The organism is Ruegeria sp. CJ6, from assembly GCF_056536665.1.
In genome coordinates this window covers 224,643-249,339 of sequence record NZ_JBQFQB010000006.1, presented here as the reverse complement: position 1 = coordinate 249,339, position 24,697 = coordinate 224,643, and the positions used below count along the sequence as shown (strand labels likewise).

The 24,697-nt window shown below is 53.8% G+C and carries 26 protein-coding genes; 17 read left to right on the top strand and 9 right to left on the bottom strand.

Annotated features, from left to right (window positions below):
• The 7 genes from ACR0BT_RS17925 to ACR0BT_RS17895 all read left to right on the top strand — a co-directional run.
• On the top strand, positions 1-501 hold a 501-nt coding region (locus ACR0BT_RS17925; protein WP_480763755.1), incomplete at its 5' end, for an extracellular solute-binding protein.
• 106 nt (positions 502-607) lie between these two features.
• Positions 608-1,474 carry a carbohydrate ABC transporter permease gene (locus ACR0BT_RS17920; protein WP_480732261.1) on the top strand — a complete coding sequence of 289 codons (867 nt, stop codon included), beginning with the start codon at positions 608-610 and terminating at the stop codon, positions 1,472-1,474.
• Positions 1,475-1,486: 12 nt separating this feature from the next.
• Entirely contained in the window at positions 1,487-2,317 is an 831-nt protein-coding gene (locus ACR0BT_RS17915) for a carbohydrate ABC transporter permease (protein ID WP_010443328.1), read from the top strand.
• 11 nt (positions 2,318-2,328) lie between these two features.
• On the top strand, positions 2,329-3,333 hold the full coding sequence (locus ACR0BT_RS17910) for an ABC transporter ATP-binding protein (RefSeq protein WP_170392707.1): 1,005 nt from the start codon (positions 2,329-2,331) through the stop codon (positions 3,331-3,333).
• A complete protein-coding gene (locus tag ACR0BT_RS17905; RefSeq protein WP_223116966.1) occupies positions 3,330-4,103 on the top strand; it encodes an L-iditol 2-dehydrogenase in 774 nt (257 codons plus the stop codon). The genes ACR0BT_RS17910 and ACR0BT_RS17905 overlap by 4 nt, the downstream gene beginning before the upstream one ends.
• Entirely contained in the window at positions 4,103-5,602 is a 1,500-nt protein-coding gene (locus ACR0BT_RS17900; RefSeq protein ID WP_480763754.1) for a mannitol dehydrogenase family protein, read from the top strand. The genes ACR0BT_RS17905 and ACR0BT_RS17900 overlap by 1 nt, the downstream gene beginning before the upstream one ends.
• Positions 5,603-6,019: 417 nt before the next feature.
• Positions 6,020-6,628, top strand: coding sequence for a histidine phosphatase family protein (locus ACR0BT_RS17895; protein ID WP_480763753.1), 609 nt, complete (start codon positions 6,020-6,022; stop codon positions 6,626-6,628).
• A gap of 432 nt (positions 6,629-7,060) precedes the next feature.
• On the opposite strand, the gene ACR0BT_RS17890 is transcribed toward ACR0BT_RS17895, so the two are convergent.
• The 5 genes from ACR0BT_RS17890 to ugpB form a co-directional block, all read right to left on the bottom strand.
• A complete protein-coding gene (locus ACR0BT_RS17890) occupies positions 7,061-8,008 on the bottom strand; it encodes a glycerophosphodiester phosphodiesterase family protein (RefSeq protein WP_480763752.1) in 948 nt (315 codons plus the stop codon).
• Positions 8,008-9,063, bottom strand: a complete 1,056-nt coding sequence (gene ugpC / locus ACR0BT_RS17885) for a sn-glycerol-3-phosphate ABC transporter ATP-binding protein UgpC (RefSeq protein WP_170392711.1) — start codon at positions 9,061-9,063, stop codon at positions 8,008-8,010. Before ugpC ends, ACR0BT_RS17890 begins: the two co-directional genes overlap by 1 nt.
• A gap of 3 nt (positions 9,064-9,066) precedes the next feature.
• Positions 9,067-9,903 carry a sn-glycerol-3-phosphate ABC transporter permease UgpE gene (ugpE, locus tag ACR0BT_RS17880; RefSeq protein WP_170392936.1) on the bottom strand — a complete coding sequence of 279 codons (837 nt, stop codon included), beginning with the start codon at positions 9,901-9,903 and terminating at the stop codon, positions 9,067-9,069.
• A gap of 20 nt (positions 9,904-9,923) precedes the next feature.
• Entirely contained in the window at positions 9,924-10,805 is an 882-nt protein-coding gene (gene ugpA / locus ACR0BT_RS17875) for a sn-glycerol-3-phosphate ABC transporter permease UgpA (RefSeq protein WP_155150415.1), read from the bottom strand.
• A gap of 61 nt (positions 10,806-10,866) precedes the next feature.
• Positions 10,867-12,177, bottom strand: coding sequence for a sn-glycerol-3-phosphate ABC transporter substrate-binding protein UgpB (gene ugpB / locus ACR0BT_RS17870; RefSeq protein ID WP_170392713.1), 1,311 nt, complete (start codon positions 12,175-12,177; stop codon positions 10,867-10,869).
• Between the two features lie 181 nt (positions 12,178-12,358).
• On the opposite strand from ugpB, the gene ACR0BT_RS17865 reads away from it, so the two are divergent.
• A complete protein-coding gene (locus ACR0BT_RS17865) occupies positions 12,359-13,261 on the top strand; it encodes a LysR substrate-binding domain-containing protein (RefSeq protein ID WP_480763750.1) in 903 nt (300 codons plus the stop codon).
• Positions 13,262-13,767: 506 nt separating this feature from the next.
• The gene (locus ACR0BT_RS17860) at positions 13,768-14,604 is read left to right on the top strand and encodes a TauD/TfdA dioxygenase family protein (protein ID WP_480763749.1); all 837 of its coding nucleotides are present in this window, start codon (positions 13,768-13,770) and stop codon (positions 14,602-14,604) included.
• Between the two features lie 328 nt (positions 14,605-14,932).
• On the opposite strand, the gene ACR0BT_RS17855 is transcribed toward ACR0BT_RS17860, so the two are convergent.
• Both ACR0BT_RS17855 and ACR0BT_RS17850 read right to left on the bottom strand, forming a co-directional pair.
• A complete protein-coding gene (locus tag ACR0BT_RS17855; protein ID WP_480763748.1) occupies positions 14,933-15,688 on the bottom strand; it encodes an isochorismatase family protein in 756 nt (251 codons plus the stop codon).
• 27 nt (positions 15,689-15,715) lie between these two features.
• Positions 15,716-16,162 carry a VOC family protein gene (locus ACR0BT_RS17850; RefSeq protein WP_170425024.1) on the bottom strand — a complete coding sequence of 149 codons (447 nt, stop codon included), beginning with the start codon at positions 16,160-16,162 and terminating at the stop codon, positions 15,716-15,718.
• 70 nt (positions 16,163-16,232) lie between these two features.
• Here ACR0BT_RS17850 and ACR0BT_RS17845 point away from each other — a divergent pair, with 70 nt between their 5' ends.
• Positions 16,233-16,532 carry a LysR family transcriptional regulator gene (locus ACR0BT_RS17845; RefSeq protein ID WP_480763747.1) on the top strand — a complete coding sequence of 100 codons (300 nt, stop codon included), beginning with the start codon at positions 16,233-16,235 and terminating at the stop codon, positions 16,530-16,532.
• Positions 16,529-17,128 (top strand): substrate binding domain-containing protein, encoded by a 600-nt coding sequence (locus ACR0BT_RS17840; RefSeq protein WP_480763746.1) that lies wholly within the window; start codon positions 16,529-16,531, stop codon positions 17,126-17,128. Before ACR0BT_RS17845 ends, ACR0BT_RS17840 begins: the two co-directional genes overlap by 4 nt.
• Before the next feature lie 231 nt (positions 17,129-17,359).
• Here ACR0BT_RS17840 and ACR0BT_RS17835 read toward each other — a convergent pair whose 3' ends face one another.
• On the bottom strand, positions 17,360-18,277 hold the full coding sequence (locus ACR0BT_RS17835) for a LysR family transcriptional regulator (protein ID WP_170392719.1): 918 nt from the start codon (positions 18,275-18,277) through the stop codon (positions 17,360-17,362).
• Positions 18,278-18,380: 103 nt separating this feature from the next.
• On the opposite strand from ACR0BT_RS17835, the gene ACR0BT_RS17830 reads away from it, so the two are divergent.
• The 5 genes from ACR0BT_RS17830 (at position 18,381) to ACR0BT_RS17810 (ending at position 23,444) form a co-directional block, all read left to right on the top strand.
• Positions 18,381-19,340 (top strand): tripartite tricarboxylate transporter substrate binding protein, encoded by a 960-nt coding sequence (locus tag ACR0BT_RS17830; protein WP_170392720.1) that lies wholly within the window; start codon positions 18,381-18,383, stop codon positions 19,338-19,340.
• A gap of 69 nt (positions 19,341-19,409) precedes the next feature.
• On the top strand, positions 19,410-19,877 hold the full coding sequence (locus tag ACR0BT_RS17825) for a tripartite tricarboxylate transporter TctB family protein (protein ID WP_480752226.1): 468 nt from the start codon (positions 19,410-19,412) through the stop codon (positions 19,875-19,877).
• A gap of 6 nt (positions 19,878-19,883) precedes the next feature.
• Positions 19,884-21,398, top strand: a complete 1,515-nt coding sequence (locus ACR0BT_RS17820; protein WP_223116974.1) for a tripartite tricarboxylate transporter permease — start codon at positions 19,884-19,886, stop codon at positions 21,396-21,398.
• Positions 21,391-22,506 (top strand): lyase family protein, encoded by a 1,116-nt coding sequence (locus tag ACR0BT_RS17815; protein ID WP_480763745.1) that lies wholly within the window; start codon positions 21,391-21,393, stop codon positions 22,504-22,506. Before ACR0BT_RS17820 ends, ACR0BT_RS17815 begins: the two co-directional genes overlap by 8 nt.
• Before the next feature lie 56 nt (positions 22,507-22,562).
• Complete coding sequence (locus ACR0BT_RS17810; protein WP_170625055.1) at positions 22,563-23,444, top strand: NmrA family NAD(P)-binding protein; 882 nt, start codon at positions 22,563-22,565, stop codon at positions 23,442-23,444.
• Here the strand turns inward: ACR0BT_RS17810 and ACR0BT_RS17805 are convergent.
• Positions 23,441-24,247, bottom strand: a complete 807-nt coding sequence (locus ACR0BT_RS17805; RefSeq protein ID WP_480763744.1) for a LysR family transcriptional regulator — start codon at positions 24,245-24,247, stop codon at positions 23,441-23,443. The genes ACR0BT_RS17810 and ACR0BT_RS17805 overlap by 4 nt on opposite strands.
• A gap of 201 nt (positions 24,248-24,448) precedes the next feature.
• Between ACR0BT_RS17805 and ACR0BT_RS17800 the strand changes: the two genes are divergently transcribed.
• The gene (locus ACR0BT_RS17800) at positions 24,449-24,685 is read left to right on the top strand and encodes a chlorhexidine efflux transporter (RefSeq protein WP_480763742.1); all 237 of its coding nucleotides are present in this window, start codon (positions 24,449-24,451) and stop codon (positions 24,683-24,685) included.
• The last annotated feature ends 12 nt before the right edge of the window (positions 24,686-24,697 follow it).

Sequence of the window (24,697 nt, the reverse complement as noted above, 5' to 3'; positions counted from 1 at the left end):
GTGACCAACCCCAACGACTCGACAGTGGCGGATCACGTTGGCTTTGCTCTTGCGCCAGACACCGGTTTGGGCAAGCGGTCCAACTGGCTCTGGGCCTGGGCGCTGGCCATTCCAGCGGGCACACAAAAACAGGATGCAGCCAAACAATTCATCGAGTGGGCCACGTCCAAGGACTATATTGAACTGGTTGCCGCAGCCGAAGGTTGGGCGAACGTGCCGCCGGGTGCGCGCAAATCGCTGTACGAAAACCCTAACTATCAGGAAGTTCCATTCGCTCAGATGACGTTGAACTCGATCCTGTCTGCCGATCCAAGCAACCCGACAGTGAAGCCGGTGCCTTATGTTGGCGTTCAGTTTGCGGCTATTCCGGAATTTGCAGGTATCGCCACGCAAGTCAGCCAGGAGTTCTCGGCCGTCTATGCCGGACAGCAAACGGTGGATGAGGCGCTTGCCAAAGCGCAGGCCTTCACAGCAGAAGAGATGGAAGCCGCAGGGTACTGAGGCAACCTTCCCAGCGGGGGGCAGATCTTCTGTCCCCTGCTCCCACTTCCACAATTCGTGTTTTTCTCGCAGGCTGTCTTACGCCTGAACAGAGAGGTCTTGCGCAATGGCAACTCAACATTCCAGATCAGTTGCACGCCTGATGATGGCACCCGCAGTGGTGCTGCTGCTTGGCTGGATGCTCGTGCCGCTGACGATGACGCTGTATTTTTCCTTCAAGAAATACCTGCCCCTGCGCGGTGGTGATCTGGGCTGGGTTGGCTTTGACAACTATATCCGGTTCGTCTCGTCCAGCACGTTCTGGCCTGCGGTTCAGGCGACATTGATGATCGTCGGCGGCGTGCTGGCCATCACGGTGGTTCTGGGCATCCTGCTGGCGATGTTGCTGGATCAGCCGATGTGGGGGCAAGGCGTCGTCCGCATCCTCGTCATCGCGCCCTTCTTTGTCATGCCGACCGTATCCGCGCTGGTCTGGAAGAATATGTTCATGGACCCGGTGAACGGCTTGCTGGCGCATCTGTGGCGCTTTTTCGGGGCCGAGCCGATCTCGTGGCTATCCGAGGCCTCGATGACCTCGATCATCATGATCGTATCATGGCAGTGGCTGCCTTTCGCGACGCTGATCCTGCTGACCGCAATCCAGTCGCTGGACAGCGAGCAGTTGGAAGCCGCCGAAATGGACGGCGCGCCGCCGCTGAAGCGCTTCTATCACATCGTCCTGCCCCATCTGGGCCGCGCGATCACCATCGTGATCCTGATCCAGACGATCTTCCTTCTGTCGATCTTCGCGGAGATCTTCGTGACCACCGGCGGCGCCTTCGGCACCCGCACCCTCACCTACCTGATCTTCCAGCGTGTGCTGGAAAGCCAGAATGTCGGCCTCGGATCAGCCGGAGGTGTCTACGCCATCATCCTTGCCAATATCGTTGCGATCTTCCTGATGCGCATCGTCGGCAAAAACCTGGACGCGTGAGGAGGAACGACCATGGCCCGCGCCGTCACATCCCGTCGTAAATCGCTGAACACCGCCCTTGCCTGGGCCGTTGGTCTGCTGATCTTTTTCCCGATCCTCTGGACGATCCTGACCAGCTTCAAAACCGAAGCTCAGGCGATCGCCAGCCCACCGCTGTTCCTGAACTTCGATTGGACGCTCGAGAACTATGCAATCGTACAGGAACGCTCGGATTACATGCGGTTCCTGTGGAATTCGGTGATCATCGCAGGTGGATCAACCATTCTGGGCGTGATCATCGCAGTGCCCGCAGCCTGGGCGATGGCTTTCGTGCCGTCCAAGCGTACCAAGGACATCCTGCTGTGGATGCTGTCCACCAAGATGCTGCCCGCGGTGGGTGTTCTCTACCCGATCTATCTGCTGTTCATCCGGTTGGGTCTACTGGACACGCGCGGAGGGCTGGTCGTGGTGCTGATGCTGATCAACCTGCCGATCATCGTCTGGATGCTTTACACCTATTTCCGTGAAATCCCCGGTGAGATTCTGGAAGCCGCCCGGATGGATGGTGCCACGCTGAAAGAGGAAATCCTCTATGTGTTGACACCCATGGCCGTGCCCGGCATCGCCTCGACCGTGTTACTGAACTTCATTCTTGCCTGGAACGAGGCATTCTGGACGCTCAACCTGACTGCCGTTGACGCAGCGCCGCTTACCGCATTCATCGCCAGCTATTCCAGCCCCGAAGGCCTGTTCTTCGCCAAGCTCAGCGCGGCATCGACCATGGCGATCGCACCAATCCTCATCCTTGGCTGGTTCAGCCAGAAACAACTTGTCCGCGGCCTGACTTTCGGCGCTGTGAAATAAGGAAGACGACTATGGGACGTATCCAACTCAAGTCAGTGACCAAAAGCTTCGGTGACGTAGAGGTCATTCCACCACTAGATTTGACTATCGAGGACGGTGAATTCACCGTCTTCGTCGGGCCCTCTGGTTGTGGCAAGTCCACGCTGTTGCGGCTCATTGCGGGGCTAGAGGACATCACTTCGGGCTCCATCGACATTGATGGCGCGGATGCAACCGACGTACCGCCCGCCAAGCGTGGTCTGGCAATGGTGTTCCAGTCTTATGCTCTGTACCCGCATATGAGTGTGCGCAAGAACATCGCCTTTCCCTTGCGTATGGCCAAGCTGGATCAGGCCGAAATCGACAAGCGGGTCGAAGGCGCGGCAAGCGTCCTGAACCTGAGCGATTATCTCGACCGCCGCCCGGGGCAGCTTTCCGGTGGGCAACGCCAGCGCGTTGCCATTGGTCGCGCCATTGTTCGTGAGCCCGCGGCATTCCTGTTCGACGAGCCCCTTTCAAACCTAGACGCGGCGCTGCGCGTTGGCATGCGGCTGGAGATCAGCGAACTGCACGAACGTCTGGCGACAACGATGATTTACGTGACGCACGATCAGGTTGAAGCCATGACAATGGCCGACAAGATCGTCGTGCTTCAGGCCGGTGTGATCGAACAGGTCGGCAGCCCGCTTGAATTATATCGGACGCCGCGCAACTTGTTTGTTGCAGGGTTCATCGGCTCGCCCAAAATGAACTTCATCGAAGGACCAGAGGCGGCGAAACACGGAGCACAAACAATCGGTATTCGCCCGGAACACATCGCGGTTTCGGAAACTGAAGGTGAATGGTCCGGGATCGTCAGCGTTTCAGAACACTTGGGATCGGACACCTTTTTTCACGTCCACGAGACCGGCCTGGCCGAAACCATTACCGTCCGCGCAGATGGTGAGGTCGGCTTCCGCCATGGGGATCGAATTCACCTGACACCGCGTGCAGATGTCATCCATCGGTTTGATGCGAAAGGCTTGCGGATCGAATGACACGCTTGGCAGGCAAAACCGCCCTGATCACCGGGGCTGCGCGAGGCATCGGATTGGCCTTTGCCAAAGCTTATGTTGCAGAAGGCGCGCGTGTTGCCATCGCCGACATCGACATCCAGCGTGCGAAAGACGCCGCCGCAGAATTGGGTCAGGTTGCATTCGCCATCGAGATGGACGTGACAAACCAACAAAGCATAGATGAGGCCGTCGCAAGAGCCGCTACACATTTCGGCCCTATCGACATTCTGATCAACAATGCGGCAATCTTCACCGCCGCCCCAATCGTTGAGATTGATCGGGAAGACTACAACCGCGTGTTTGACATCAACGTCTCGGGTGCTTTGTTCACGATGCAAGCGGTCGCCCGGCACATGATCGAGCACGGGACCAAAGGTCGGATCATCAACATGGCATCTCAGGCTGGGCGAAGGGGGGAACCTTTGGTCGCGGTTTACTGCGCCAGCAAGGCGGCGATCATATCGCTGACCCAATCGGCAGGGCTGAACCTGATCGCTCATGGGATCAACGTGAACGCAATTGCTCCGGGTGTTGTTGATGGCGAGCATTGGGACGGCGTTGATGCGTTCTTTGCAAAACATGAAGATAAACCGCTCGGCCAAAAGAAACGCGAAGTGGCGGCAGCTGTTCCCTATGGGCGGATGGGTCGCGCAGAGGATCTGACCGGGATGGCTGTATTTCTGGCCTCTGACGAAGCCAGGTACATTGTCGCCCAGACATATAACGTCGATGGCGGAAACTGGATGAGCTGATGAATCCTGTGGCAAACGCAAATCCTGCAGTACATCTAAGGCGAGATAACCTTTCAAACCTGCCGACAACTGTCAGGACCCCATCTTACAGGTGCTCGGACCTGACGCCCGGCATTGTCCATATCGGTCTTGGGAATTTTCACCGCGCGCATCAGGCTTGGTATATCCATCAGTTGATGCAGCAAGGTCAGGCCCACGACTGGGCAATCATCGGAGCCGGTGTGCGAAGCTACGATTCCGAGATGCGAGGGCGTCTGCTGGCGCAGGACTGCTTGACGACATTGATCGAACTGGACCCGAAAGGGATGTCCGCCCAGGTAATTGGTCCGATGATCGACTATCTTCCGGTCGAGGCAGGCAATGCAGCGTTGATCCGCAAGATGTCCGAGCCTTCCATCAAGATTGTGTCTTTGACAGTGACCGAAGGTGGATATTACCGAGATGCCAACACGGGTGCCCTCGACACAGATCACCAAGAAATTCTTCATGATGCAGCAAATCCAAACCAGCCGCGCACGGCCTTCGGTGCGATCATTGCGGCGCTCAAGCAGCGCAGGGCGCAGGGCATCAAACCCTTCACCGCGCTGAGCTGCGATAACCTTAAGGATAATGGCGTGATCCTGAGGAACTGCGTTGTCGGTCTAGCACGCCTGTCTGACCCTGCTCTGGCCGACTGGATAGACCAGAACGGCGCATTCCCCAATTCAATGGTGGATTGCATCGTGCCCGCTACAACAGACCAAGTGATATCACAATGCCACGCACTTGGCGTCGATGACCAAGCACCCGTCTCGCACGAGAACTATCGCCAATGGGTGATCGAGGACGATTTCTGCGCCGGGCGCCCACCCCTGGAACAGGTTGGCGTCACGCTGACCCGTGATGTCCAAAGCTATGAGACGATGAAACTGCGCATCTTGAACGGCGGTCACCAGTTGCTTGCTAATGTCGGCGAAATACTGAATGTCCCGACAATTTCGGATTGCATGCAGGACCGGGATATCTTAGCGTTTTTCAGAAAGGTCCAAGAAGAAGAAATTCTGCCTCATGTCGCAGCCGTCCCCGGAGCGACTGCAAATGAATACCTTGAGCAGGTTGAGACGCGATTTGCAAATACGGCCATTCACGATACGACGCGCCGGGTTGCTTTCGATGGATCGGCGCGACACCCCGGGTTCCTGCTACCGTCACTTCGTAATGCACTTGCGGCAGGCTCTTCCATAAGCGGGCTCGCGCTGGCCGAAGCTTTCTGGTGCCGGATGTGTGCAGGATACCGTGAAGATGGCTCCGAAATCGCCCCCAATGACCCCCAATGGGAGAGTCTACAGAAAGCTTCTCTGGCTTCCAAAGCCGATCCAGAACTCTGGGTCGGCCAGCAACACTATAGCGATGCTTGCGCCCTCGGCGCAGACTTTCCCAGAGCTTTTACCTTCTGGCTAACTACGATCTGGAAACACGGCAGTCGGGCAGCTATCGCGGAATATATCAATCGCAGTTGAGCCCTTTTCTGAACGCGCTTTTCAGAGCAGGGTCAGTCGCCGATACGAATATCGAGCGACACAGTTTTCAGCCATCCGGCCTTAGCGAAGCCGTTGATTTTGATACGACCCCAATACCCACTACGCGCAAGTTTTGCGATTTTCGCCTATAAGTTCTTCCATCATGTCCACGCATCCGAGAAGATGTCATCGAATTTAAGCGCAAACCAAGTCGGCGGAGCGCCCTTAAAGGATCAAAATGAGCGACGCCTCATTTAACGCACAGGTCGTGTAGCGGCCGTTCATTCGTGTTATCAATTGTGTCAACCAGAGGATTGGTTGCTTTTTTCGACAATAGTTGCCCGCTTAGACGAGATACTGCTTAAACTAAAAATCAGAATTACTTCGCTTTGCGTCGATGAATAAAGTAGTCAACAAGTGCGAGACCAGAACATCAGCCCAACCTTCTATTTGCTTCGTCACGGCGAGACCGAATGGAACTCCCAAAAACGGAGGCAAGGACGTCGGGACTCGCCCCTGACCGAAGGAGGCATTCGTCAAGCATTGGCAAACGCAAGTAAACTACGAAGCCGCCTTTCTTTCGATCATTCGCTGACAATATTTTCGAGCCCGCTTGGCCGAGCTGCACAGACAGCATCAATCGTGATCAAGGAACTAGGTCTGCCGCCAGAAATCGTCGAGTACGAGACCAGTTTGGTGGAATGCAGTTTCGGGCAATGGGAAGGATTGACTGAGAAAGAGATCACTCGACAGTTTCCCAAGGAATGGGAAGCGCGATGCTCTGATCGCTGGAATTATCCACCCCCGGGTGGAGAGTCCTATGCTGACGTGCACAATCGTGTTTCCTCATGGTATTCGAGCAGCTCGTTCGAAGGAACAGTGATAATTGTTGGCCACGGATTAACATCCCGCGTGTTTCGAGGAATCTTCCTGGGCCTATCCGCACAAGAGGTATTTGAATTGAACGAACCTCAAGACGGCTTCATCAGGTTGCAAGACGGACATTCAGCCTACATTGAACACTAAAGCTTCGTTGATTGGGCATTTGTCCCGAGTATCCGGTTTTCCGTTGGTTGCAGGTCCAAATTATTATCTCGATGAAGCGGGGGATATCGGCTCATTCACCGCAAATTCACTACGGCACTGAGTTTTCACAAACTGCGCCCCTCTAATTGAATGCACCACTTCACGGATAGCTTTGTTTTTTCTCGGTATGTTTTTTTGTTAGTGTAACACACTGTTCACGCCGACCTCTCCAAGCGAAGCAATCTCTGCTGCACACGGATCTTAATCGCATCCATTGGCCAGCCTTTCGGCATGATCCAATGCGGCTACCTGACAATTGCACGGTACTTTAGACGATGGTTCTTTTGCAAATTTAGGCTAGTTGATGTGTCTGATCCTTCCTAACTGCAACTGAAAAGAACATGAACGGCGTCAACTTTTGTGGCGCGGTGCTCACCGGCAATCGACACACCACCTCATGCCCAAATCCGACAGATGCCTTTGAACCCGCCCAGGATAATCAGATACAATTGCATCCACGCGCAGGTCGATCATTCTGCCTATTTCTTCATGCGAATTGACCGTCCACACGGCAACACATAGGCCCAGTTCTTTTGCGCGCGCCACATTTTCAGCCGTTACATCCGTGTAGTATGGGCACCAAAGCGAACCGCCAGCTTGCTTGACCAAATTTGGAATTTCATCACGACGACCACGAAAGTCAGGGCAAACCGCTTTCGAGGAATCCTCACCAACATCCGCGGCGTTTTCCGGAAGCTGCGTCAGGTAGGAAGACGGCATGTCAGGAGCCTGCCGCTGACACTCCTCCAACAGGTTCCAATCAAAACTGTGGAGCACCGCGCGCGAAGACAATCCTTTGTCACGTACTTCTTGAAGAACCCGACCGACAAATTTCTTCCTATAAAGCGCATCGTGAGCCAAATCCGGATCCGACTTCAGTTCGAGCATCAAATAGGCATCGCCGTATTTTGGATCATCAACCAAATCCAGCAAATCCTGCAACTTTGGAACACGGATGCCATCCAGTTGAGCTTGGTCCGGAAACCGTTGGCCATAAGCCGAATGACCATCCAACCGCCCGATGTCAAATTGCTGGATTTGCTCGAACGTCAATGACGAGACCTTCGGCTCTTCTCCGGTCAGAAACAGGCCATTTGCGTCACGAAAGCTAGGAGCGTGCAGCCGATGGTTGTGGGTTATGATCGGTACGTCATCGGCCGTCAGGACAACATCAAACTCAAGCAGCGGGACGCCGATAGAGAGCGAAAAGTCAAAGCCAATCATACTGTTTTCGGGCAGCACACCCCGCGCACCTCGATGCCCCACAACCCGGATCAGGTTTTTGCCACCACGAAAGGCTTCAACCTGTGGAAAGACCATCAGCCTTCCAACCTCTTGCCGGATGAATGGTCAAACAGATGCATGTGCTCTGAGGCAACTGAGAACCGCATGCTCGGATGCCGGCCTTCGATTGGGTGGACACCCGGAAGACTTATCGTAATCGCGTCGCCTGCATCCGTGAGCTGGCCATGCAATAAGGTGTTTGCGCCTAGCGGTTCCGCCATCTGAATAGCGGCTTCCAACGGACCATTGTCGTCCAGAAACAGATGCTCTGGTCGGATTCCAAGCTTTAGTGGGGTATCAGGCCCCGTGGATGGGCCAATCTCTAAGCCCCCTATCTTAACCGTTCCGTTTTCACGCTGAGCATCAAAGATATTCATTGCTGGGCTACCAATAAACTGAGCCGCGAAAAGGGTTCCTGGTGTTTCATATACCTCCAATGGCGTCCCAATCTGCTCAGCGATGCCTCCGTTCATCACGATCATCCTGTCTGCCATCGTCATCGCTTCGACCTGATCGTGAGTCACGTAAAGCGATGTAATTCCAAGCTTTTCCTGAAGCTCGCGGATTTCTAAACGCATCTGAACACGCAGCTTTGCATCAAGATTTGAGAGTGGTTCATCAAACAGGAAAACCGCCGGCTCGCGAACAATTGCCCGCCCCATTGCCACCCTTTGGCGTTGACCGCCTGAAAGCTGCCGGGGTTTGCGGTCCAACAAAGCTTCCAGCTGCAACAGTTTGGCGGCCTCGGTCACCTTCTGGTCAATCTGGTTCTTTGGAAGCCCCGCGATTTTCAGCCCATACCCCATGTTCTGGCGCACCGACATATGTGGGTAGAGCGCGTAATTCTGGAACACCATCGCGATATCGCGATCCATCGGCTCTTTGTCGTTGGCTCGTTCTTCTCCAATCCGGATTTCACCGGACGTTACGGTTTCAAGGCCCGCAACCATTCGCAAAAGCGTGGATTTTCCGCAGCCCGAAGGGCCAACAATCACAATGAATTCACCGTCCGCAATATCTATGTCGATGCCATGGATAACGTCCGTCGGGCCAAAGCTCTTTTTGACATTCTCTAAGTTTACTGTTGCCATTTCTTACTTCTCGCTATCGACAAGGCCGCGGACAAAGAGCTTTTGCATAGACACCACTACGATGACCGGCGGTATCATTGCCAAAATCGAAGTGGCCATGATGACCGGCCATTCCGCCACGTCGTCGCCGGATGGGAACATCTGTTTGATACCCATCACGATGGTGTTCATTTCAGGATCGGTAGTGATGAGCAGCGGCCAGAGATATTGATTCCACCCGTAGATAAAAAGGATCACGAACAGCGCCGCGATATTCGTTCGGCTCATGGGGACCACGATATCAATGAAGAACCGCATCGGGCGGGCACCATCGACGCGTGCAGCTTCGGCCAGTTCATCCGGGATCGTCAGAAAGAACTGCCGGAACAGGAACGTTGCCGTGGCCGAGGCGATTAAGGGGAAGATCAGCCCATAGTAGCTGTTGAGCATGCCGAACCCGGCGACGACTTCGAACGTCGGCACAATACGAACCTCGACCGGAAGCATCAGCGTTAGGAAGATCAGCCAAAAGAACGTCGTTCGCCCGGGAAAACGGAAATAGACGATCGCAAAAGCTGACAGCAGCGAAATTATAATCTTGCCCACTGCGATTCCGATGGCCATCACAAGACTGTTGAACAACATTGTGGCGACCGGGACGTTTACGCCGGAAAACAGCGCGGCCTTATAGTTTTCCCAGAATTGATCGCCGGGAAGAATGGGCATGGGCGGCGACACGATTTCCGGCTGGGTGACAGTCGATGCCACGAACGCCAGCCAGATCGGGAAAAAGATGATTAAGACGCCAAGGATCATCATGGCATGGGTCAACCAGATCCCCATGCCACGTTTTTCGACCATTCCGTGTTGTTGGGCTGCCATCAGTAGTGCACCCTTTTTTCCACGTATTTGAATTGGATGACGGTCAGCAGACCAACGACAATAAGCAGGATGACGGACTGAGCGGAGGACGAACCGAGATCTTGTCCAACGAACCCATCCGAGAAGACTTTGTAGACTAGAATGGTCGTCGCCTGCTGTGGGCCACCGCCAGTGATCGTGTGGATGACGCCAAAGGTCTCAAAGAATGCATAGACAACATTCACCACTAACAGGAAGAACGCGGTTGGCGACAAAAGCGGCAGCACGATTGTGAAGAACCGGCGCCAGAAGCGCGCGCCGTCAATTGCCGCAGCCTCGATCACCGATCTTGGGACCGACTGCAGCGCTGCGAAGAAGAACAAGAAGTTATAGCTGATACGCCCCCAGGCTGAGGCTACAACCACCAGGCCCATGGCCTCGGTGCCGTTCAGAACGTGGTTCCAGTCATAACCAAGCTGGCCGAGGTACCACGACACGACACCAACACGCGTGTTGAACATGAACAGCCACAGCACGCCTGCAACAGCGGGGGCAACGGCGTAGGGCCAGATCAGCAGCGTCCGGTAAACACCCGATCCTTTGATCAGGCGGTCCGCTATGACCGCCAGAAACAACGCCGGGATCATTGAACACAGTGTTACGAGCGTTGAAAACACCGCCGTCGTCACGAAAGATGCGCGATAGAACTTGTCGCTCAGCAGAAACTCGAAGTTACCCAATCCAACAAATTGGGACGACAGCCCAAATGGGTCAGGAATGAACAGGGACTGCCACACCGCCTGCCCGGCCGGATAGAAAAAGAAAACGGCGGAGATAATGACCTGAGGGGCGATTAGAGCCAATGGCAGAAGCCAGCCGCGAAAGGTGACGCGTTTTTCCATCCCGATAAACCACCGAATAAAGAAGATGCGGGCCCGAAACAGGCCCGCATCGAATTAGGACTTATTGATTGGCAGACTCGAACCGGCGCAGCAGGGCATCGCCGCGTTCTTTCGCACTGTCCATTGCTTCCTGAGCGGTCTTTTCACCGGACCAGACAGCCTCGAGCTCTTCGTCGATGATGCCGCGGATCTGGTCAAACGACCCCAGACGCAGACCCTTCGAATTCGCAGTCGGCTCTTTGGCGGTCATCTGTATGACAGCAATGTCAGTACCTGGGTTTTCTTCATAGAAACCAGCATTTCGGGTCGCGACGCCAGCTTCGGCGGTGATTGGAAGATACCCTGTGTTCTGGTGCCAGTTCGCCTGAACGTCCGAAGACGACAGGAAGCTCAGGAATTCACCGACACCTTTGTATTCTTCAGGATCGTGACCCTCCATCACCCAAAGCGAAGCGCCACCAATAATGGTGTTTTGCGGCTCGCTTACGACCGCCTCCCAATAGGGCAATGGGCGCACGTCGAATTCGAACTCAGCCTCAGAGCTAATGCCGGCATAGCCTGCCGAACTTTCGGTGAATAGCGCGCATTCACCTGCCCGGAAGTTCGCGCCACCTTCGTTTCTGCGGCCGGTATAGATGAATTTACCATCTTTGGCCCAGTCACCCATCGCGGTCAGGTGCGCCACCTGCGTCGGTCCATTCAACATCAGTTCGGTATCAAGACCGGCAAATCCATTGTCCTTCGATGCGAATGGGACGTCGTGATAGGCCGAAAGGTTCTCAAGGTGGATCCAGCTTTGCCAAGCAGTGACCAGCGGACAGTCTTCACCCCCAGCCTTAAGCTGGTCAAGAACGTCACCAACCTTTTCCCAGGTCGACAAATCCGTGTCAGGGTCAACACCCGCCGCTTCCATAGCATCGCGATTGACCCAGAGAACGGGTGTGGACGAGTTGAAGGGCAGCGACAGCATGTCCCCGTCAGTGGTCGTATAGTAGCCTTTGACAGCACCAATGTAGGCATCAGGATCGAATGATGCACCGCTTTCAGCCATCACTTCATACACTGGTTTGATAGCCCCTTCGGCCGACATCATGGTTGCCGTGCCTACTTCGAAAACCATCAGGATATGTGGTTGTTCACCTGCTCGGAAAGCAGCAATACCCGCATTCAAGGTTTCCGAATAGTTGCCTTTATGGCTTTCTACTACAGTGAACTCATCTTGGCTGGCATTGAACTCTTCAACCTGAGCCTTCACAAGATCGCCTAGTCGACCGGTGAAGGCATGCCAGAACTGAATTTCGGTTTGCGCCATAGCCGCCACCGGCGACAGAGCAGTTGTTAAGGCGAGAGCGCCTAGAAAATTCTTTTTCATGATTCCTCCCATGCATCAGGGGTTGATGCTTCGTTGAATACCGACCGCAACGCGTAATCAGCATACATGACGATTTCACGACGTTAACGTTACAATTTTATAATTCAAGCATTTAATTTTTGAGAAAAACATAACATTACATTATAAACCAACCAGAGAAACAACGAACCAGGTTCAAAATATGAGTCAAACTTTGCGGATCCGGCAATTGGAAGCGCTCATGGCCGTTTCCACCAATGGGTCGGTCACTGCTGCGGCAACGGATCTTGGGATAAGTCAGCCCGCAGTCAGCAGACTGCTTTCTGATTTGGAAAAATCACTTGGCTTTCAGCTTTTTGATCGCCGCGAAGGTCGCTTGGTGCCCTCGCAGGAGGTACGATATCTGCAACCCAGCGTAGAGCGCGTTCTGGAATTGATGAAGCAAATCTCGGATGTCAGTCAGGACATCACACAGCGCAAAGCGGGTCACATCCGCGTCGCTTGCTTACCGGGGTTCGCCACAAGTCATCTTCCCGATGTCGTCGCCAAGTTTTTGCAGGATCGTCCCGGCGTCACCCTGACGATTGAACCAGACCGACCGGAACGGATTCTCGAGTGGATGATAGGTGAGCAGTATGATTTCGGGATCACGGACAGCTTTAACGGTCACCCGGCCGTTGAAAGCAGAAACATCAATGTCCGCACAGTTTGCGTGTTTCCCACCGGACATGAATTGGAAAGCCTCTCTGAGGTGACACCAGCGGATATTACAGATGCTAAAATTATCCATACACGACGCGACAGCGACTTTTTTGTGCGGCTTTCCAAAGCGTTTCAGAGCGCCAACGTAGAGTTGAATTCCCACATCGAAGTCAGGCAGTTCACCGCAGCTTGTGAGTTGGCACTAAAAGGTGTCGGAGTTTCCGTGGTAAGCGAGTTGGACGCCGTCCAGTATTCAACGCGTGGATTGAGCTATAGGCCGTTCAAGCCATTGCTTCCTCATACACTATCGCTTGTGCGCCCAATATTGAAACAACCGTCACTAGTGACACTCGAATTCATCGAACAGTTTCAAGAAAGCTTAAAACCGTTCAAAGCCCAATGAGCCCGTCAAAAAACTACGGCACATGAAAGAGCCTTTGCGCTGCCGACAAATCACCTACCCCTTTCTGCATAAGAAACATCAGAGTTTTGAGACCTCTGGGCATCATCCGGATCCAGCACCAAAGCGATCCACACCCATTCAGCCATGATCAGTGAAACAGCCATAAATTTCGCAAAGGAGCATCAATTGCAAGCTTCCTAATCCTTGCTCGCCAAAGTCCATTTGACCGCGCAAATAGCATTCGTCTGACCAACGTGCTAGCGCTGCAGTAAGAGGCAGGCTTATCCGTAGTGCAGGTTGATCGAAATGCGGGGACCGATGTTATCGAAGGTTAAGTTTGAACAACGTAAACGCACTTATGCTGAACCAGCGCACTGTACACGAAATGATCGAGCCAGTTCAGATGCAGGTTTTACGCAGCACCAACAAAACTGTGTCCAGATAGTTCAGTTTCTCCGATCATTGGCCACCCTTAAACTTCCGCCACTAGAGCAAGGAGCAGAATAATGGACATAAGACCACTGACAGGCGGTTTGGGAGCTGAGATCATGGATGCTGACATCCGCGACAGTACCCAGTTTGAAGATATTCACGCCGCGTTTGCAAAGTACTCTGTGATCGTCGTCAGAGATCAGCAGGTCAGCCCAGACGATCACCTGGAATTTGCCCGTCGCTTCGGTCCGATCAATGTCAATCGATTCTTCAGACCTGTCGATGGCCATCCTGAGATCGCCATGGTGCTTAAGGAAAAGGATCAAAGAGAAGCGGTCGGCGAAGGATGGCATACCGACCATTCGTACGATCAAGAACCCGCCATGGGTTCTATTCTCCATGCCATCGAAATGCCGCCATACGGCGGGGACACGCTTTTTGTTTCAATGGGCGCAGCCTATGACGCACTGTCCGTGCCGGTGCGCCAGTTTCTGCATGGGCTTACAGCCATTCATTCATCGCGGCATGTCTTTGGTGCAGCTGCGCAAGAAAGCGAGGCTGCAACGAGCGGGCGTCTGAGCAACGCAGAAAACGCCGTTCAAGACGCGCGCCATCCAGTAGTCATCACGCATCCCTTGAGTGGGCGTCGCGGATTATTCGTGAACCCGGTGTTTACCACGCATATCGAGGGCCTCTCTCGTGAGGAGTCTGATGCAATCCTTGACATGCTCTATGATCATTGCAAACAACCTGAATTCCAATGCCGCGTCCGATGGCGGACTGGAGACATCACCATGTGGGACAACCGAGCGACATGGCACAAGGCCATCAACGACTATCACGGATTTCGACGCCTGATGCATCGAGTAACTGTGGAAGGCTCAGCTGTTTCCGCCATTCAGCCAACATAGAATACAGCCCCGAGGGTGCGCAAAATTGCCTATGGTGTGAGTTCGGACCATTAAATTGCCAATGTCGCGAATGCCTGATTTGACGGACCCAACCGTCACAATGGCAACCTCAAGCAAATGGTGGGTTCGGGCTGTTCTCGATTTTGGTGTTTGCGCCCGGAAGGACAAGTTGTTGCTGAACCGCAATCAGCAGCGGGGAGCTGTCCCAATCAGGTTCCCCATAGTAACAGACGCCGGCTTTCTAGAAATTGCTCAAGTGCAAACAGGCAAAGCCTGATTTCAAGCAGAATTCGTCGTCAGGGACCGAAGCCCCTGACAGATGTTGAATTTACCAGGTTGAGTCCGGGTCAACTTTGAAAAGATGCTCCATAAAAACGCGAGTGACGGCCTGCAGTTTATCGGTGCGCGCGTGGTCGCGTTGCAGTTCGGCTGGAACCACATTCCATGTTATAGGTTCAACACCAGCCTCGATCATGCGGCGCATGCCGTTTGCGTGGCTGGTCTGAGTGATCGATCCAACGGCATCTTCCGGAACGTAGACGTCATATCCGGCCAACTCGGCCTCAATCGCGGGATAAGCCAGACATACATCCGTCCAAAGACCGCCCATTATCAGCTTCTTTCGGCCCGTTGCTTCAACTGCAGCTACAAATTCAGGCTCTTCCCAAGCGTTCACATTGGTCCGGTCAACAAATACCGCGTTCGGGGCCAGTTCGCGCAAATCTTCGATCATAGGATCATAGCCGTTCAATCCTACGGCTACATGGCTGAATATGATCGGGATGTCGTAGATCACGGCGGTCTTTATCAGACCCGTGGTATTGTTGATCAGCTCTTCGTGGTTGATATTCTTAACCCCAGCCAAAATCGGCGGCTGGTAGTCGATAAGGATCAGCACCGAGTTGGTCGGTGACAGAAACGGGTCATTATCTGCGGCTCGGACAGGCGTGCCTTGATAGCCGTCTGGGTATGTTGCGACACCATCCACTGTTTTGATCATAGGTATTTCTGCGGTTGCTGGGAGTGCTACGGCGCTGATCGTCAAGCTCAGGGCTGCGGCGAACGGTTTGATGAAAGTGGTCATGGGAGCATCTCCATTAATGAAGGGGGTTCAACCGTGCACATGCTCGGCGATCAGTTGCGCGACAGATGGTCCGGGACCAACAAGTTCCAGGACATTACGATCCGGATCGCGGATGAAAATTGTCTTGGTACCGCGAAATTCTCGACGGCCTGTTATGGCTATGCTGCGTTCGGTAACAAAGGCCTCGGTTGCTTCGGCGTCCCTTACCTTGACGGCTAGGTGCGTGATGCCGGGAAACTTCTCGACCTCATCCATCAAGACGTTTTCACCAGCTTTAGCTGTAGCGGGGCCTAACAGGTTGATGTTGATCCCGGACGGATGCAGCATCACCAACGGATGGCCATGGTCATAGCCGCCATCCGCGATCAACTCGAATCCCAGCAACTCATAGAAGGCGACTGATGTATCGCGGTCGCTGATGCGGATGCCAATGTGATCGAAGTTTCTTATATCCAACATGGTTTGGCCTTTCATTACACTGCAACCAATGTAACTATACTTGTGTTGATGCTTAATAGCTCATCTGGAAGGTAATTTATTCCAAATGGATCATAATAAGGATTTGTTCGACGGCATGGTTCTGTTCTGCACAGTAGTGGAACAGGAAGGCATGAGTGCCGCCGCAAAACTGCTGGGCCATACGCCTAGCCATGTCAGTAAAGAAATCGGACGGCTTGAGGCCCGGCTTGGCGCCCGGTTATTGAATCGGACCACGCGTCGGATCAGCCTGACGGAATCCGGGCGCATATACTATGAAAACGCCCGCCGGATTGTGGATGACGCCCGCGCCGTCAAAACAGGTTGCATTCCATCGGCGACAGACCCTTTGGAGAGCTTCGGATGAGCGTTCCTGTGGTTTTTGCACATGGATGGCTGAACGATCGGTTGCCCGAATTTCTGCAGCGATACCCCGAAGTTGATCTGAACATTGACATATCCGAGCGCCTGGCCGACATGATCGGTGAAGGCATCGATCTGCTGGTGCGCATCGGTGATTTGCCTCCGTCCGATTTGATTGCACGCGAACTTTTTCGCACACAAGGCCTTACACTGGCTTCCCCCGCCTATCTGAAACGAAACGGCACGCCCCGCCACCCCGATGACCTAAAGGGGCATCAACTAATTGATTTTTCGTTTCACGGGGCCACCCAAAACTGGACCTACCCAGGACCAGATGGTGAGGCAATCGCGGTTCCAATCGCTCCTCGTATTCGATGCAACGATGGTCATACCGAAAAGGTGCTGGCCCTTGCTGGTCGTGGGATTACACGTCTGCCTCAGCTTTCTTGTCAGGCTGAACTGGATGCCGGGGCATTGGTGGCGATCTTACCCGATTTCAGCCCGCCTTCTATCGGAGTCCATGTGATCTATGCCAGCCGCGACAACCTACCCGCAAAGACCCGCTCTATGATCGATTTTCTGGTCGAAATGAGCGGCTGAAGTCAGGTGCTGCCGAAGTTTCAAAGTCCTTCGTTTGCTGTGAGCAGTCTTCTTGCAGACAGTATCGCACCTTGCAGCAATGTCTGATTTGTTCAACCACCTCATAGTTTTAGTTACGCCACGGTAGGCAGCAATGAGCTGACTGATGGGAAATAATGGGTAGAAAACTGCAATCATTACATCTTTCCCGTAAGTCCCAATCTGTCGAAACATGGAATCCGGCAGACAGGGTCATTGAACACGTTCAAGCGTCGGGCTTAGTTGAGCCAACGCGTTGACCACGCCAAACAACTCATTTTCGAATGAAAGCAAGGCATCGGACTTCGCATCCACGATCGGGTAAAGCAGGCCAAACGTCATCCAGCGTTCAGGCGTCACCGGTACAAGTGCTAGTTTGTCCGAATTGGTTTGGGCGACGACCAACTCGTCCGCAACAGTTACACCAGCACCCTCTGCAACAAGCGAGCACGCGAGTTGAGATGCTGCCACTTCGCAAGTTTGCTTTGGTGTGACACCAGCAGAGTGAAAAATATCGTCCAACTGGTCGCGCAACAACAGACCGTGCATCAAGCGTATGATAGTTTCTTCCGCGAGATCACTCGCCGTAATTTCTTCTCGGATAGAAAGAGGATGATCCAATGGTAAGACCGCTTGTGCTCTCACTCTCAACAAAGGTTTAGTGACAATGCCCGGATGATCGACGGGCAAAGCACCAATACCGATATCGTATTCTCGTCCGGCCAACCATTTCCCCGCTTCACGTCTTGCCCGGACATCAAGGTTGATATTGGTGCCGGGGCTGGCCTTCATGAATCGCGCTACGGCCGGGGCTGACAGCGACTGCGCAATTCGGGGCATGGTTACAATCCTCAGAGTTTCCGTGCGACCTGCCCGGATTTCGGCAGCGATCCGAGGAACTTCATCAAGGTTGTCCAGGATGCGGCCTGCCTCGCGGTAGAACGCCAACCCTTCGGGTGTCGGGGTCAGATTGCGGCCGCTGCGGTCAAACAGCGTCAGCTTGAGTTCGGCCTCGAGCCCCGAAATCAAGCGGCTGATCGCAGGCTGGCTAAGGTGCAGAATCTCGGATGCGGCAACTAGCGAGCCTTCGGACAATGTTGCGCGAAAGGCGCGTAGGGCCTTGATGTTCATCAATCCATACTTTCAATTTTTGCAAGAGTAGATAACATATTTGCATTTTTTACAATTGATGTTTTCGCGTAATTTGATCCCAAGCGAATTTGGGAGGTTACTCATGAAACGCAGAACGCTTCTTGGTGCTGTTATTGCCGCCATAGCCGTCACCACGACTGCCACCGCAACCTTTGCAGCGGATTGGCCAAAACGACCAATCAACCTGGTTGTTCCCTACAAGGCCGGGGGCGGTACTGACGCCTATGCCCGCGCCATCTCGGCCGCAGCGGAAGGCACGCTGGATGTGCCCGTTGTTGTGGTCAACAAGCCGGGGTCGGGCGGCCTGAATGGGGCCAATGCGGTGGTTGGCGCACGGCCCGACGGGTATACTCTGATGATGACATCCGGAGGATCGTTCCTTTTGTCGACGATGACCCGAGATACTGACATTGATGCATTGGAGAGCTTCGATTTTGTCGCTCAGGTAGGACAATTGCAGACGTCGCTTATGGTACCAGTCAAAAGTCCGTATCAGACCGTTCAGGATTTAATTGACGCGGCCAAGGCCAATCCCGGCGAGCTGCGTTGGGCACACTCGGGGCGTGGTGGATTCCACCACGTCGGTGGGTTGGGCTTTCTGGCCAGTAACGGGATTGACGCCCAGGATGTGCCCTTCAAAGGCGGCGGGCCGACCCGGGCTGCCCTGATCGGCGAGCAGGCTGATTTCGGGTTCCTTGGCGTTCAGCAACTTGCTGGTTTTCAAGAGCAGTTGAGGGCACTGGCCGTCAACAGTCAGGAGCGGGATGGGATCATGACTGATGTCCCCTCGTTTGGTGAGCTGGGCATTCCATTCGCTGCAGTATCATCCCCAGTGATCGTCTTTGCACCTAAGGGCACACCGGTAGAAGTGATTGCTGCGTTGGAGACCGCGCTGGAAGAAATTGCCGCCAAGCCAGAATTTGCGGAACTCCTTGCCTCACGCGGAACCGGCCCGGTCTACCAGAATGGAGCGGACGCAAAAACAACCCTATCCGCAATGAAAGAGGACGCCACTCCCTTGGTCCAAAGCCTGACCAACTAATGTCCTCATGGTCGGGTGAACAATGGTCACCCGACCCCCTTGTTCATGTTGATATCTCGGAGGAAAGACATGCGTGCCTATGCAGAAGGTCTGGTGCTTGCCCTCATCTCAATCTTTGCAATCTGGGAGGCCTGGCAAGTACCGGCCGCATCTCCGGGCGATACATGGGCCGGGATTGTGCCATTCTCCGCCGCTCTCGCTCTACTTGCTCTGTCCGGTGTTATGGTGTTGAGCGCAACGCGCCAGACGGCGGGTGATACAAGTGACGATCAAGACAGCAACGCGACTTTACAGATCATAGGTCTGTTTATCATCGCTATGCTGTACCAGCAGTCGTTCCGCTGGTTCGGCTACCTGCTGCCGACTGCGATCGTGACGCCGATCGTCCTCTACATTTTCGGCGTACGCAGTCGGATCGGATTGGTTTTGTCGATCGTTCTTTGCCCGCTGGTCTTCCATCTCATCTTTTTTGTCCTGCTGGGTGTGTACCCGCCATATGGCGAAGTTTTCGACCTTCTCAGCTGGATTCAGGGGTAAAACATCATGGAGATCTTTCCTGCACTTCTGTCGGTGGTGACTGACCCTACATTGCTCTTTGCCATCGTACTTGCAGCGGCGGTTGGGATGGTGGTTGGTGCGACACCTGGCCTGACTGCCTCTGCGGCTATCGCGATGTTGCTTCCAATCACCTTTTATATGTCGCCGATCTTTGCGTTGGCATTTCTGTATGTGATCGGCAAGTCCGGTCGGTACGGCGGCTCGATCGCAGCAATCCTGTTCAACACACCCGGAACAGCGGCCAGTGCAGCGACTCAGATCGATGGCTATCCGTTGGCACGAGCGGGCAAAGCAGGAAAAGCTATGAAAGTGGCGACAATCTCGTCCGTCATCGGCGACCTGATGGGGGATGTCCTGCTGGTCATCGGTGTAGGTTTCATTGCGGCCGTCGCACTGAAACTCGGCCCGCCTGAGACTTTCGCCATCTACTTTGCCGCTTTTGTCGTAATAGGTTCTGTCATTGGCACTTCCATCGTCAAGGGTCTGGCATCGGCCTTGATGGGCATCCTGATCGCCATGGTCGGGCTGGACCCGATTTCGAGCGAAGAGCGCTATACATTCGGATCGTTCGATCTATCCAATGGCATCGGCTTGGTACCCCTGATGATAGGTGTTTTTGTATTGGGCGAAGTATTCGCGCAGCTAGAATCCCGCCGCAAGGCTACCGGAGAGACCAAAGAGAATGAAACCACAGCGGATGGCAACAGTCTGACCTGGGCGGAATACAAACCCTGTCTTCCGCACGCATTGCGTGGTGGGTTCATCGGCGCAGGCATCGGAGTATTGCCCGGCCTGGGATCGGCGATCGCGGCGTTCATCTCTTATGGAGAAGGCAAACGCCGCGCAAACAACTCCGAGATGTGGGGCAAGGGGGCACTAGAAGGCGTTGCCGCACCTGAGGCTGCCAATAATGCTGTGTCCGGTCCATCAATGGCTCCATTGCTGACGCTGGGCATTCCAGGTTCGACCATCGGGGCAATATTGCTGGGCGTTTTCCTGATCCACGGCATTCAGGTTGGTCCGACCTTATTCCTGACGGATAAGGAGCTGGTGTACAAACTTTTTGCATGCGGCATGCTGGGTATTCTGGCTTATGGCTTGATCGGTTACTTCGGCGCCACACGAGTTGCCCGCCTGATCCTGAAGATTCCGACCAATGTGCTGTATCCACTGATCTTCCTAACCGCGTTTGTGGCGGCCTATTCAGCCCGTGGATCGATGTTTGACGTAACCGTCATGACCGTAGCGGGGTTCGCCGGCTGGCTGATGCGGAAATACGACTTCAACGTTGCAGCGTTCGTAATTTCCTTCGTGCTGGCTAAGGGTGCCGAGGAAACCTTTCGCCAATCCCTACTGATGTCCGAAGGCGGCGCACTGATATTTGTCGAACGCCCCATAGCTCTTGCGTTCATCATCGTCGGCTTTGCTGCCATGGCGTTCCGAATCCGAGTTATCGTCAAGGAACGCCGCATCTCTCGTGGAGGGCTCGAAGATGCTTGAATACAGTATCTACCGAGATTGCTTTTCCAGCGCCCATATGCGGTCGATCTGGTCTGAACACGCCACGATATCCGCCTGGCTTAAGGTCGAACAGGTTCTTGCGGCGCATCAAGCTGCGGCTGGTCTAATCCCGATTGAGGCTGCTGAGGCAATTGAGGAGATTTCGATCTGCGATCTGAACCATGAGGAATTGCGGAAAGAGATGATGTTTGTTGGCCGCCCCATCGTAGGACTGGCCAAACAGTTGCGCCAACTATTGCCAGAACACTCGGCCCATGTGCACTATCGTACGACCACGCAGGATGTGATGGACACGGCGTTGGCGATGCAGATGAAACTGGGGCTTGAGCAAATACAAAGCACCCTCGGCGATGTCATGGCTGCGATCGCTCATCATGTTTCCGCCCATCCAGACACAATGATGATGGGAAGAACCAATGGTCAGCATGCTGTGCCCATTCGTCTTGCGACGAAGCTTGAAGTCTGGAGATCTGAACTGGGTCGGCGGTCTGAGGCACTTCAAGAGGCAGCAAAACGTGGATTGAATGTTCAGATTGGTGGCCCCGTCGGAGACTTGCGCGGATATGAAAATGGCATTGGTCGCCAGATTAAACAGGATGTTGCTCATTCACTCGGTCTGAACGTCGTCGAACCGCACTGGCAGAACGCTCGTGACGGTATCGCTGACATCGTCACCGCCCTTGGCTCGCTTTGCGGGACGCTGTGCAAAATCGCCCACAACGTCAATCAACTGTCATCATCCGACATCGGTGAATTCGCCGAAGTTCATGAACCTGGCAAAGGATCGTCTTCAGCGATGGCCCACAAACGAAATCAACGCGCATCGGAATTTGGGGAGGCCGTCGCTCGGCTGGGACGCCAACGGGCCGGACAAATAGGTGAACTGACCCATCATGAGCATGAACGATCGGGTGGCGTCTGGATTGGGGAATGGATCGTTGTTCCCGAGGTCTTTCTTTTGACTTCCGGCGCGCTGCATTGGTCGGAACGGATGTTCAAGAGTTTAGTGACCGATACTAACGCGATGGCGCTGCTGGTTTCGTCTTATCGCCCTGTGAATAGTATCTATCATCTAGATAGATCATAACTAAACACATCGCATCCTGACTTGTCGAAGCGTGGCAGAACACAGGAGATGCCACTATGACCAAGAAGATCACAATCATCGGTGCCACAGGCCATTTGGGGCATCGCGTGACCGCGAAACTTGTTGAGAAAGGTGCAGAAGTAACTGCCATCGTGCGTGATCCTGAGGCGGCAAAATCAATGCTTCCCACGCAGGTTCGGCTTATCCAGGGCGACGTGTCGGACTTGGCCAGCCTGAGATCAGCCCTTCACGGCACTGAGACGCTGTACATTACGCTGAATACCGAATCTCTGGACACCACCGCACCATTCCACACAGAGCGGGAAGGCGTAATTAACATTATCGCGGCAGCAAAAGAGGTCGATGTTCAGCACATCATGCAAATTGCAGGGGTCGACTACGCTTATCCGCAGTTTTCGACCGAGGGCATGGCCTATGGCACCAACGCGATACGCACGGGCGGGATCAATGCCATCAAAGCATCTGGCATTCCTTATACTCTTTTCTTTTGCTCCTTCTTTTTGGATTCATTGCCCAAGCTATTGATGGACAATCAATTGGCCGTAATCGGAAATCACATTCATCCAATCTGGTTCACCAATTCCAGCGATCTTGCAGAACTCGTCCACAATGCCATCGGTAACGATGCTGCCAAAAACATGGAATTTGCCGTGCAGGGTCAACAGGCCGTCACGTATACCGAAGCGGCCAAAGAATTTCTCGCTTCTTTCGCCCCCGAGGCGGAGGTGGTTGAGTTACCCATGGATGCTCTTGATGAAATGGGGCTGCCGGAAGAGCAGGCCGTTTTCATCGAACACGTTTTGACGTTTGTGCAACAGTTGCGGGAAGAGCAAGTGGACAGAGAAACCCGTGGGATTCTTGGAGCGCCAAAACACACCATTACCTCATTCGCCGAGGAGCTTCGAAATGAGGCTTAAGTCACGTTGGAATTTTGAATAACGGCTTTTTCAGCGAGCAACTCCTTAAGCCTTACCGTCGCTCGACCTATAGGCCTTTCGAAAGACCAGATCATATCCACCGAGCGTTCGGCGTAGTTCTTGGTCTCGAATTGCAGTGGCAGGATTTTTAACGCTCCGATCTGAACAAAGACGTCCACCGCGTGCAATGGCAGCGCCGACCACCCTAGGCCGGCCTGCACAAGATCAATGGCTTCCGATGCAGTGCTGACCTGCCAAATAGACGACGATGCCTTAAGGATAGTGCTGTTGGGATTATCGGCTTCCTTCAATAATATCTGAAGATGTAGTCGCAATTCTTCCCAAGAGACTGACGACATTTGAGCAAGCGGACCTTCGGGATGGCTGACACACACCAGCCTGAGCGTGCCCAATGAGCAAAAGTCTAGTGCCTGGGGGATGCTCTCAGGTTCCAGAATAACCCCCAAATCCACCACACCATCGACGATCAATCGCTGAATCTCAGCGGCAGTAAAGGCACGTATCTCCACATCGACAGAAGGAAATTCTTCACTGAAGCTGCGAATGATCTCTCCCAGATTGGCCAGTTTGATGTGCGGCGCCATGGCGAGGGTAACGCGGTTTTCCAATGTCATGGATAAGGCATCTGCGACCGCTAGAAAACGGCTGCGCCGTTCCAACAGAATTTCGGCCGGCGAGATCAACGCCTCTCCTGCTTTGGTAAGCGAGGGATATCTTAAGCTGCGATCTAAAAGCTCGACATCCAGATCGACCTCCAGATTGGCGACCAAAGTGCTGATCACCGATTGTGCTTTGTTGCATTTTTCTGGCTGCGGCGGAAAAGGATCCTTCGTTGTGGGTGGTAACGAACGCCGCCAACTGCTCGAATGACGCGCGCATCAGAACCCTCTTTCCATCTATCTATCATCAGTATGGTAATCAGCTTTATGGATCGCAACAACAGACCGTTACTTGCCCAACGACATGAATTGAGGAGAACTTTCATGAGCTTTGCCGGTCGGATTGTGCACGCGGTGTTGTTCGAGATCTTTGCGCTTATAAGTATTGCCCTACTACTTCCGCTAATCACACATATCGACGCGCAGAAATCATTGATGCTTGGGGTGTTCTTCTCCTTGGCAGCGATGCTTTGGAACGTTGTCTTTAATATCACGTTTGATTGGTCGCATTTCAAACTGGTCAATCAGTCCAATTCTTCTGTTTCGAGCTATCGCAACTGACCAGTGATTACG

Excerpts from the sequence above, each read along its gene's own strand:
- ACR0BT_RS17920 (WP_480732261.1), top strand. The coding sequence starts at position 608 with ATGGCAACTCAACATTCCAGATCAGTTGCACGCCTGATGATGGCACCC.
- ACR0BT_RS17915 (WP_010443328.1), top strand. The coding sequence starts at position 1,487 with ATGGCCCGCGCCGTCACATCCCGTCGTAAATCGCTGAACACCGCCCTT.
- ACR0BT_RS17910 (WP_170392707.1), top strand. The coding sequence starts at position 2,329 with ATGGGACGTATCCAACTCAAGTCAGTGACCAAAAGCTTCGGTGACGTA.
- ACR0BT_RS17905 (WP_223116966.1), top strand. The coding sequence starts at position 3,330 with ATGACACGCTTGGCAGGCAAAACCGCCCTGATCACCGGGGCTGCGCGA.
- ACR0BT_RS17900 (WP_480763754.1), top strand. The coding sequence starts at position 4,103 with ATGAATCCTGTGGCAAACGCAAATCCTGCAGTACATCTAAGGCGAGAT.
- ACR0BT_RS17890 (WP_480763752.1), bottom strand. The coding sequence starts at position 8,008 with ATGGTCTTTCCACAGGTTGAAGCCTTTCGTGGTGGCAAAAACCTGATC.
- ugpC (WP_170392711.1), bottom strand. The coding sequence starts at position 9,063 with ATGGCAACAGTAAACTTAGAGAATGTCAAAAAGAGCTTTGGCCCGACG.
- ugpE (WP_170392936.1), bottom strand. The coding sequence starts at position 9,903 with ATGGTCGAAAAACGTGGCATGGGGATCTGGTTGACCCATGCCATGATG.
- ugpA (WP_155150415.1), bottom strand. The coding sequence starts at position 10,805 with ATGGAAAAACGCGTCACCTTTCGCGGCTGGCTTCTGCCATTGGCTCTA.
- ugpB (WP_170392713.1), bottom strand. The coding sequence starts at position 12,177 with ATGAAAAAGAATTTTCTAGGCGCTCTCGCCTTAACAACTGCTCTGTCG.
- ACR0BT_RS17865 (WP_480763750.1), top strand. The coding sequence starts at position 12,359 with ATGAGTCAAACTTTGCGGATCCGGCAATTGGAAGCGCTCATGGCCGTT.
- ACR0BT_RS17860 (WP_480763749.1), top strand. The coding sequence starts at position 13,768 with ATGGACATAAGACCACTGACAGGCGGTTTGGGAGCTGAGATCATGGAT.
- ACR0BT_RS17855 (WP_480763748.1), bottom strand. The coding sequence starts at position 15,688 with ATGACCACTTTCATCAAACCGTTCGCCGCAGCCCTGAGCTTGACGATC.
- ACR0BT_RS17850 (WP_170425024.1), bottom strand. The coding sequence starts at position 16,162 with ATGAAAGGCCAAACCATGTTGGATATAAGAAACTTCGATCACATTGGC.
- ACR0BT_RS17845 (WP_480763747.1), top strand. The coding sequence starts at position 16,233 with ATGGATCATAATAAGGATTTGTTCGACGGCATGGTTCTGTTCTGCACA.
- ACR0BT_RS17840 (WP_480763746.1), top strand. The coding sequence starts at position 16,529 with ATGAGCGTTCCTGTGGTTTTTGCACATGGATGGCTGAACGATCGGTTG.
- ACR0BT_RS17835 (WP_170392719.1), bottom strand. The coding sequence starts at position 18,277 with ATGAACATCAAGGCCCTACGCGCCTTTCGCGCAACATTGTCCGAAGGC.
- ACR0BT_RS17830 (WP_170392720.1), top strand. The coding sequence starts at position 18,381 with ATGAAACGCAGAACGCTTCTTGGTGCTGTTATTGCCGCCATAGCCGTC.
- ACR0BT_RS17825 (WP_480752226.1), top strand. The coding sequence starts at position 19,410 with ATGCGTGCCTATGCAGAAGGTCTGGTGCTTGCCCTCATCTCAATCTTT.
- ACR0BT_RS17820 (WP_223116974.1), top strand. The coding sequence starts at position 19,884 with ATGGAGATCTTTCCTGCACTTCTGTCGGTGGTGACTGACCCTACATTG.
- ACR0BT_RS17815 (WP_480763745.1), top strand. The coding sequence starts at position 21,391 with ATGCTTGAATACAGTATCTACCGAGATTGCTTTTCCAGCGCCCATATG.
- ACR0BT_RS17810 (WP_170625055.1), top strand. The coding sequence starts at position 22,563 with ATGACCAAGAAGATCACAATCATCGGTGCCACAGGCCATTTGGGGCAT.
- ACR0BT_RS17800 (WP_480763742.1), top strand. The coding sequence starts at position 24,449 with ATGAGCTTTGCCGGTCGGATTGTGCACGCGGTGTTGTTCGAGATCTTT.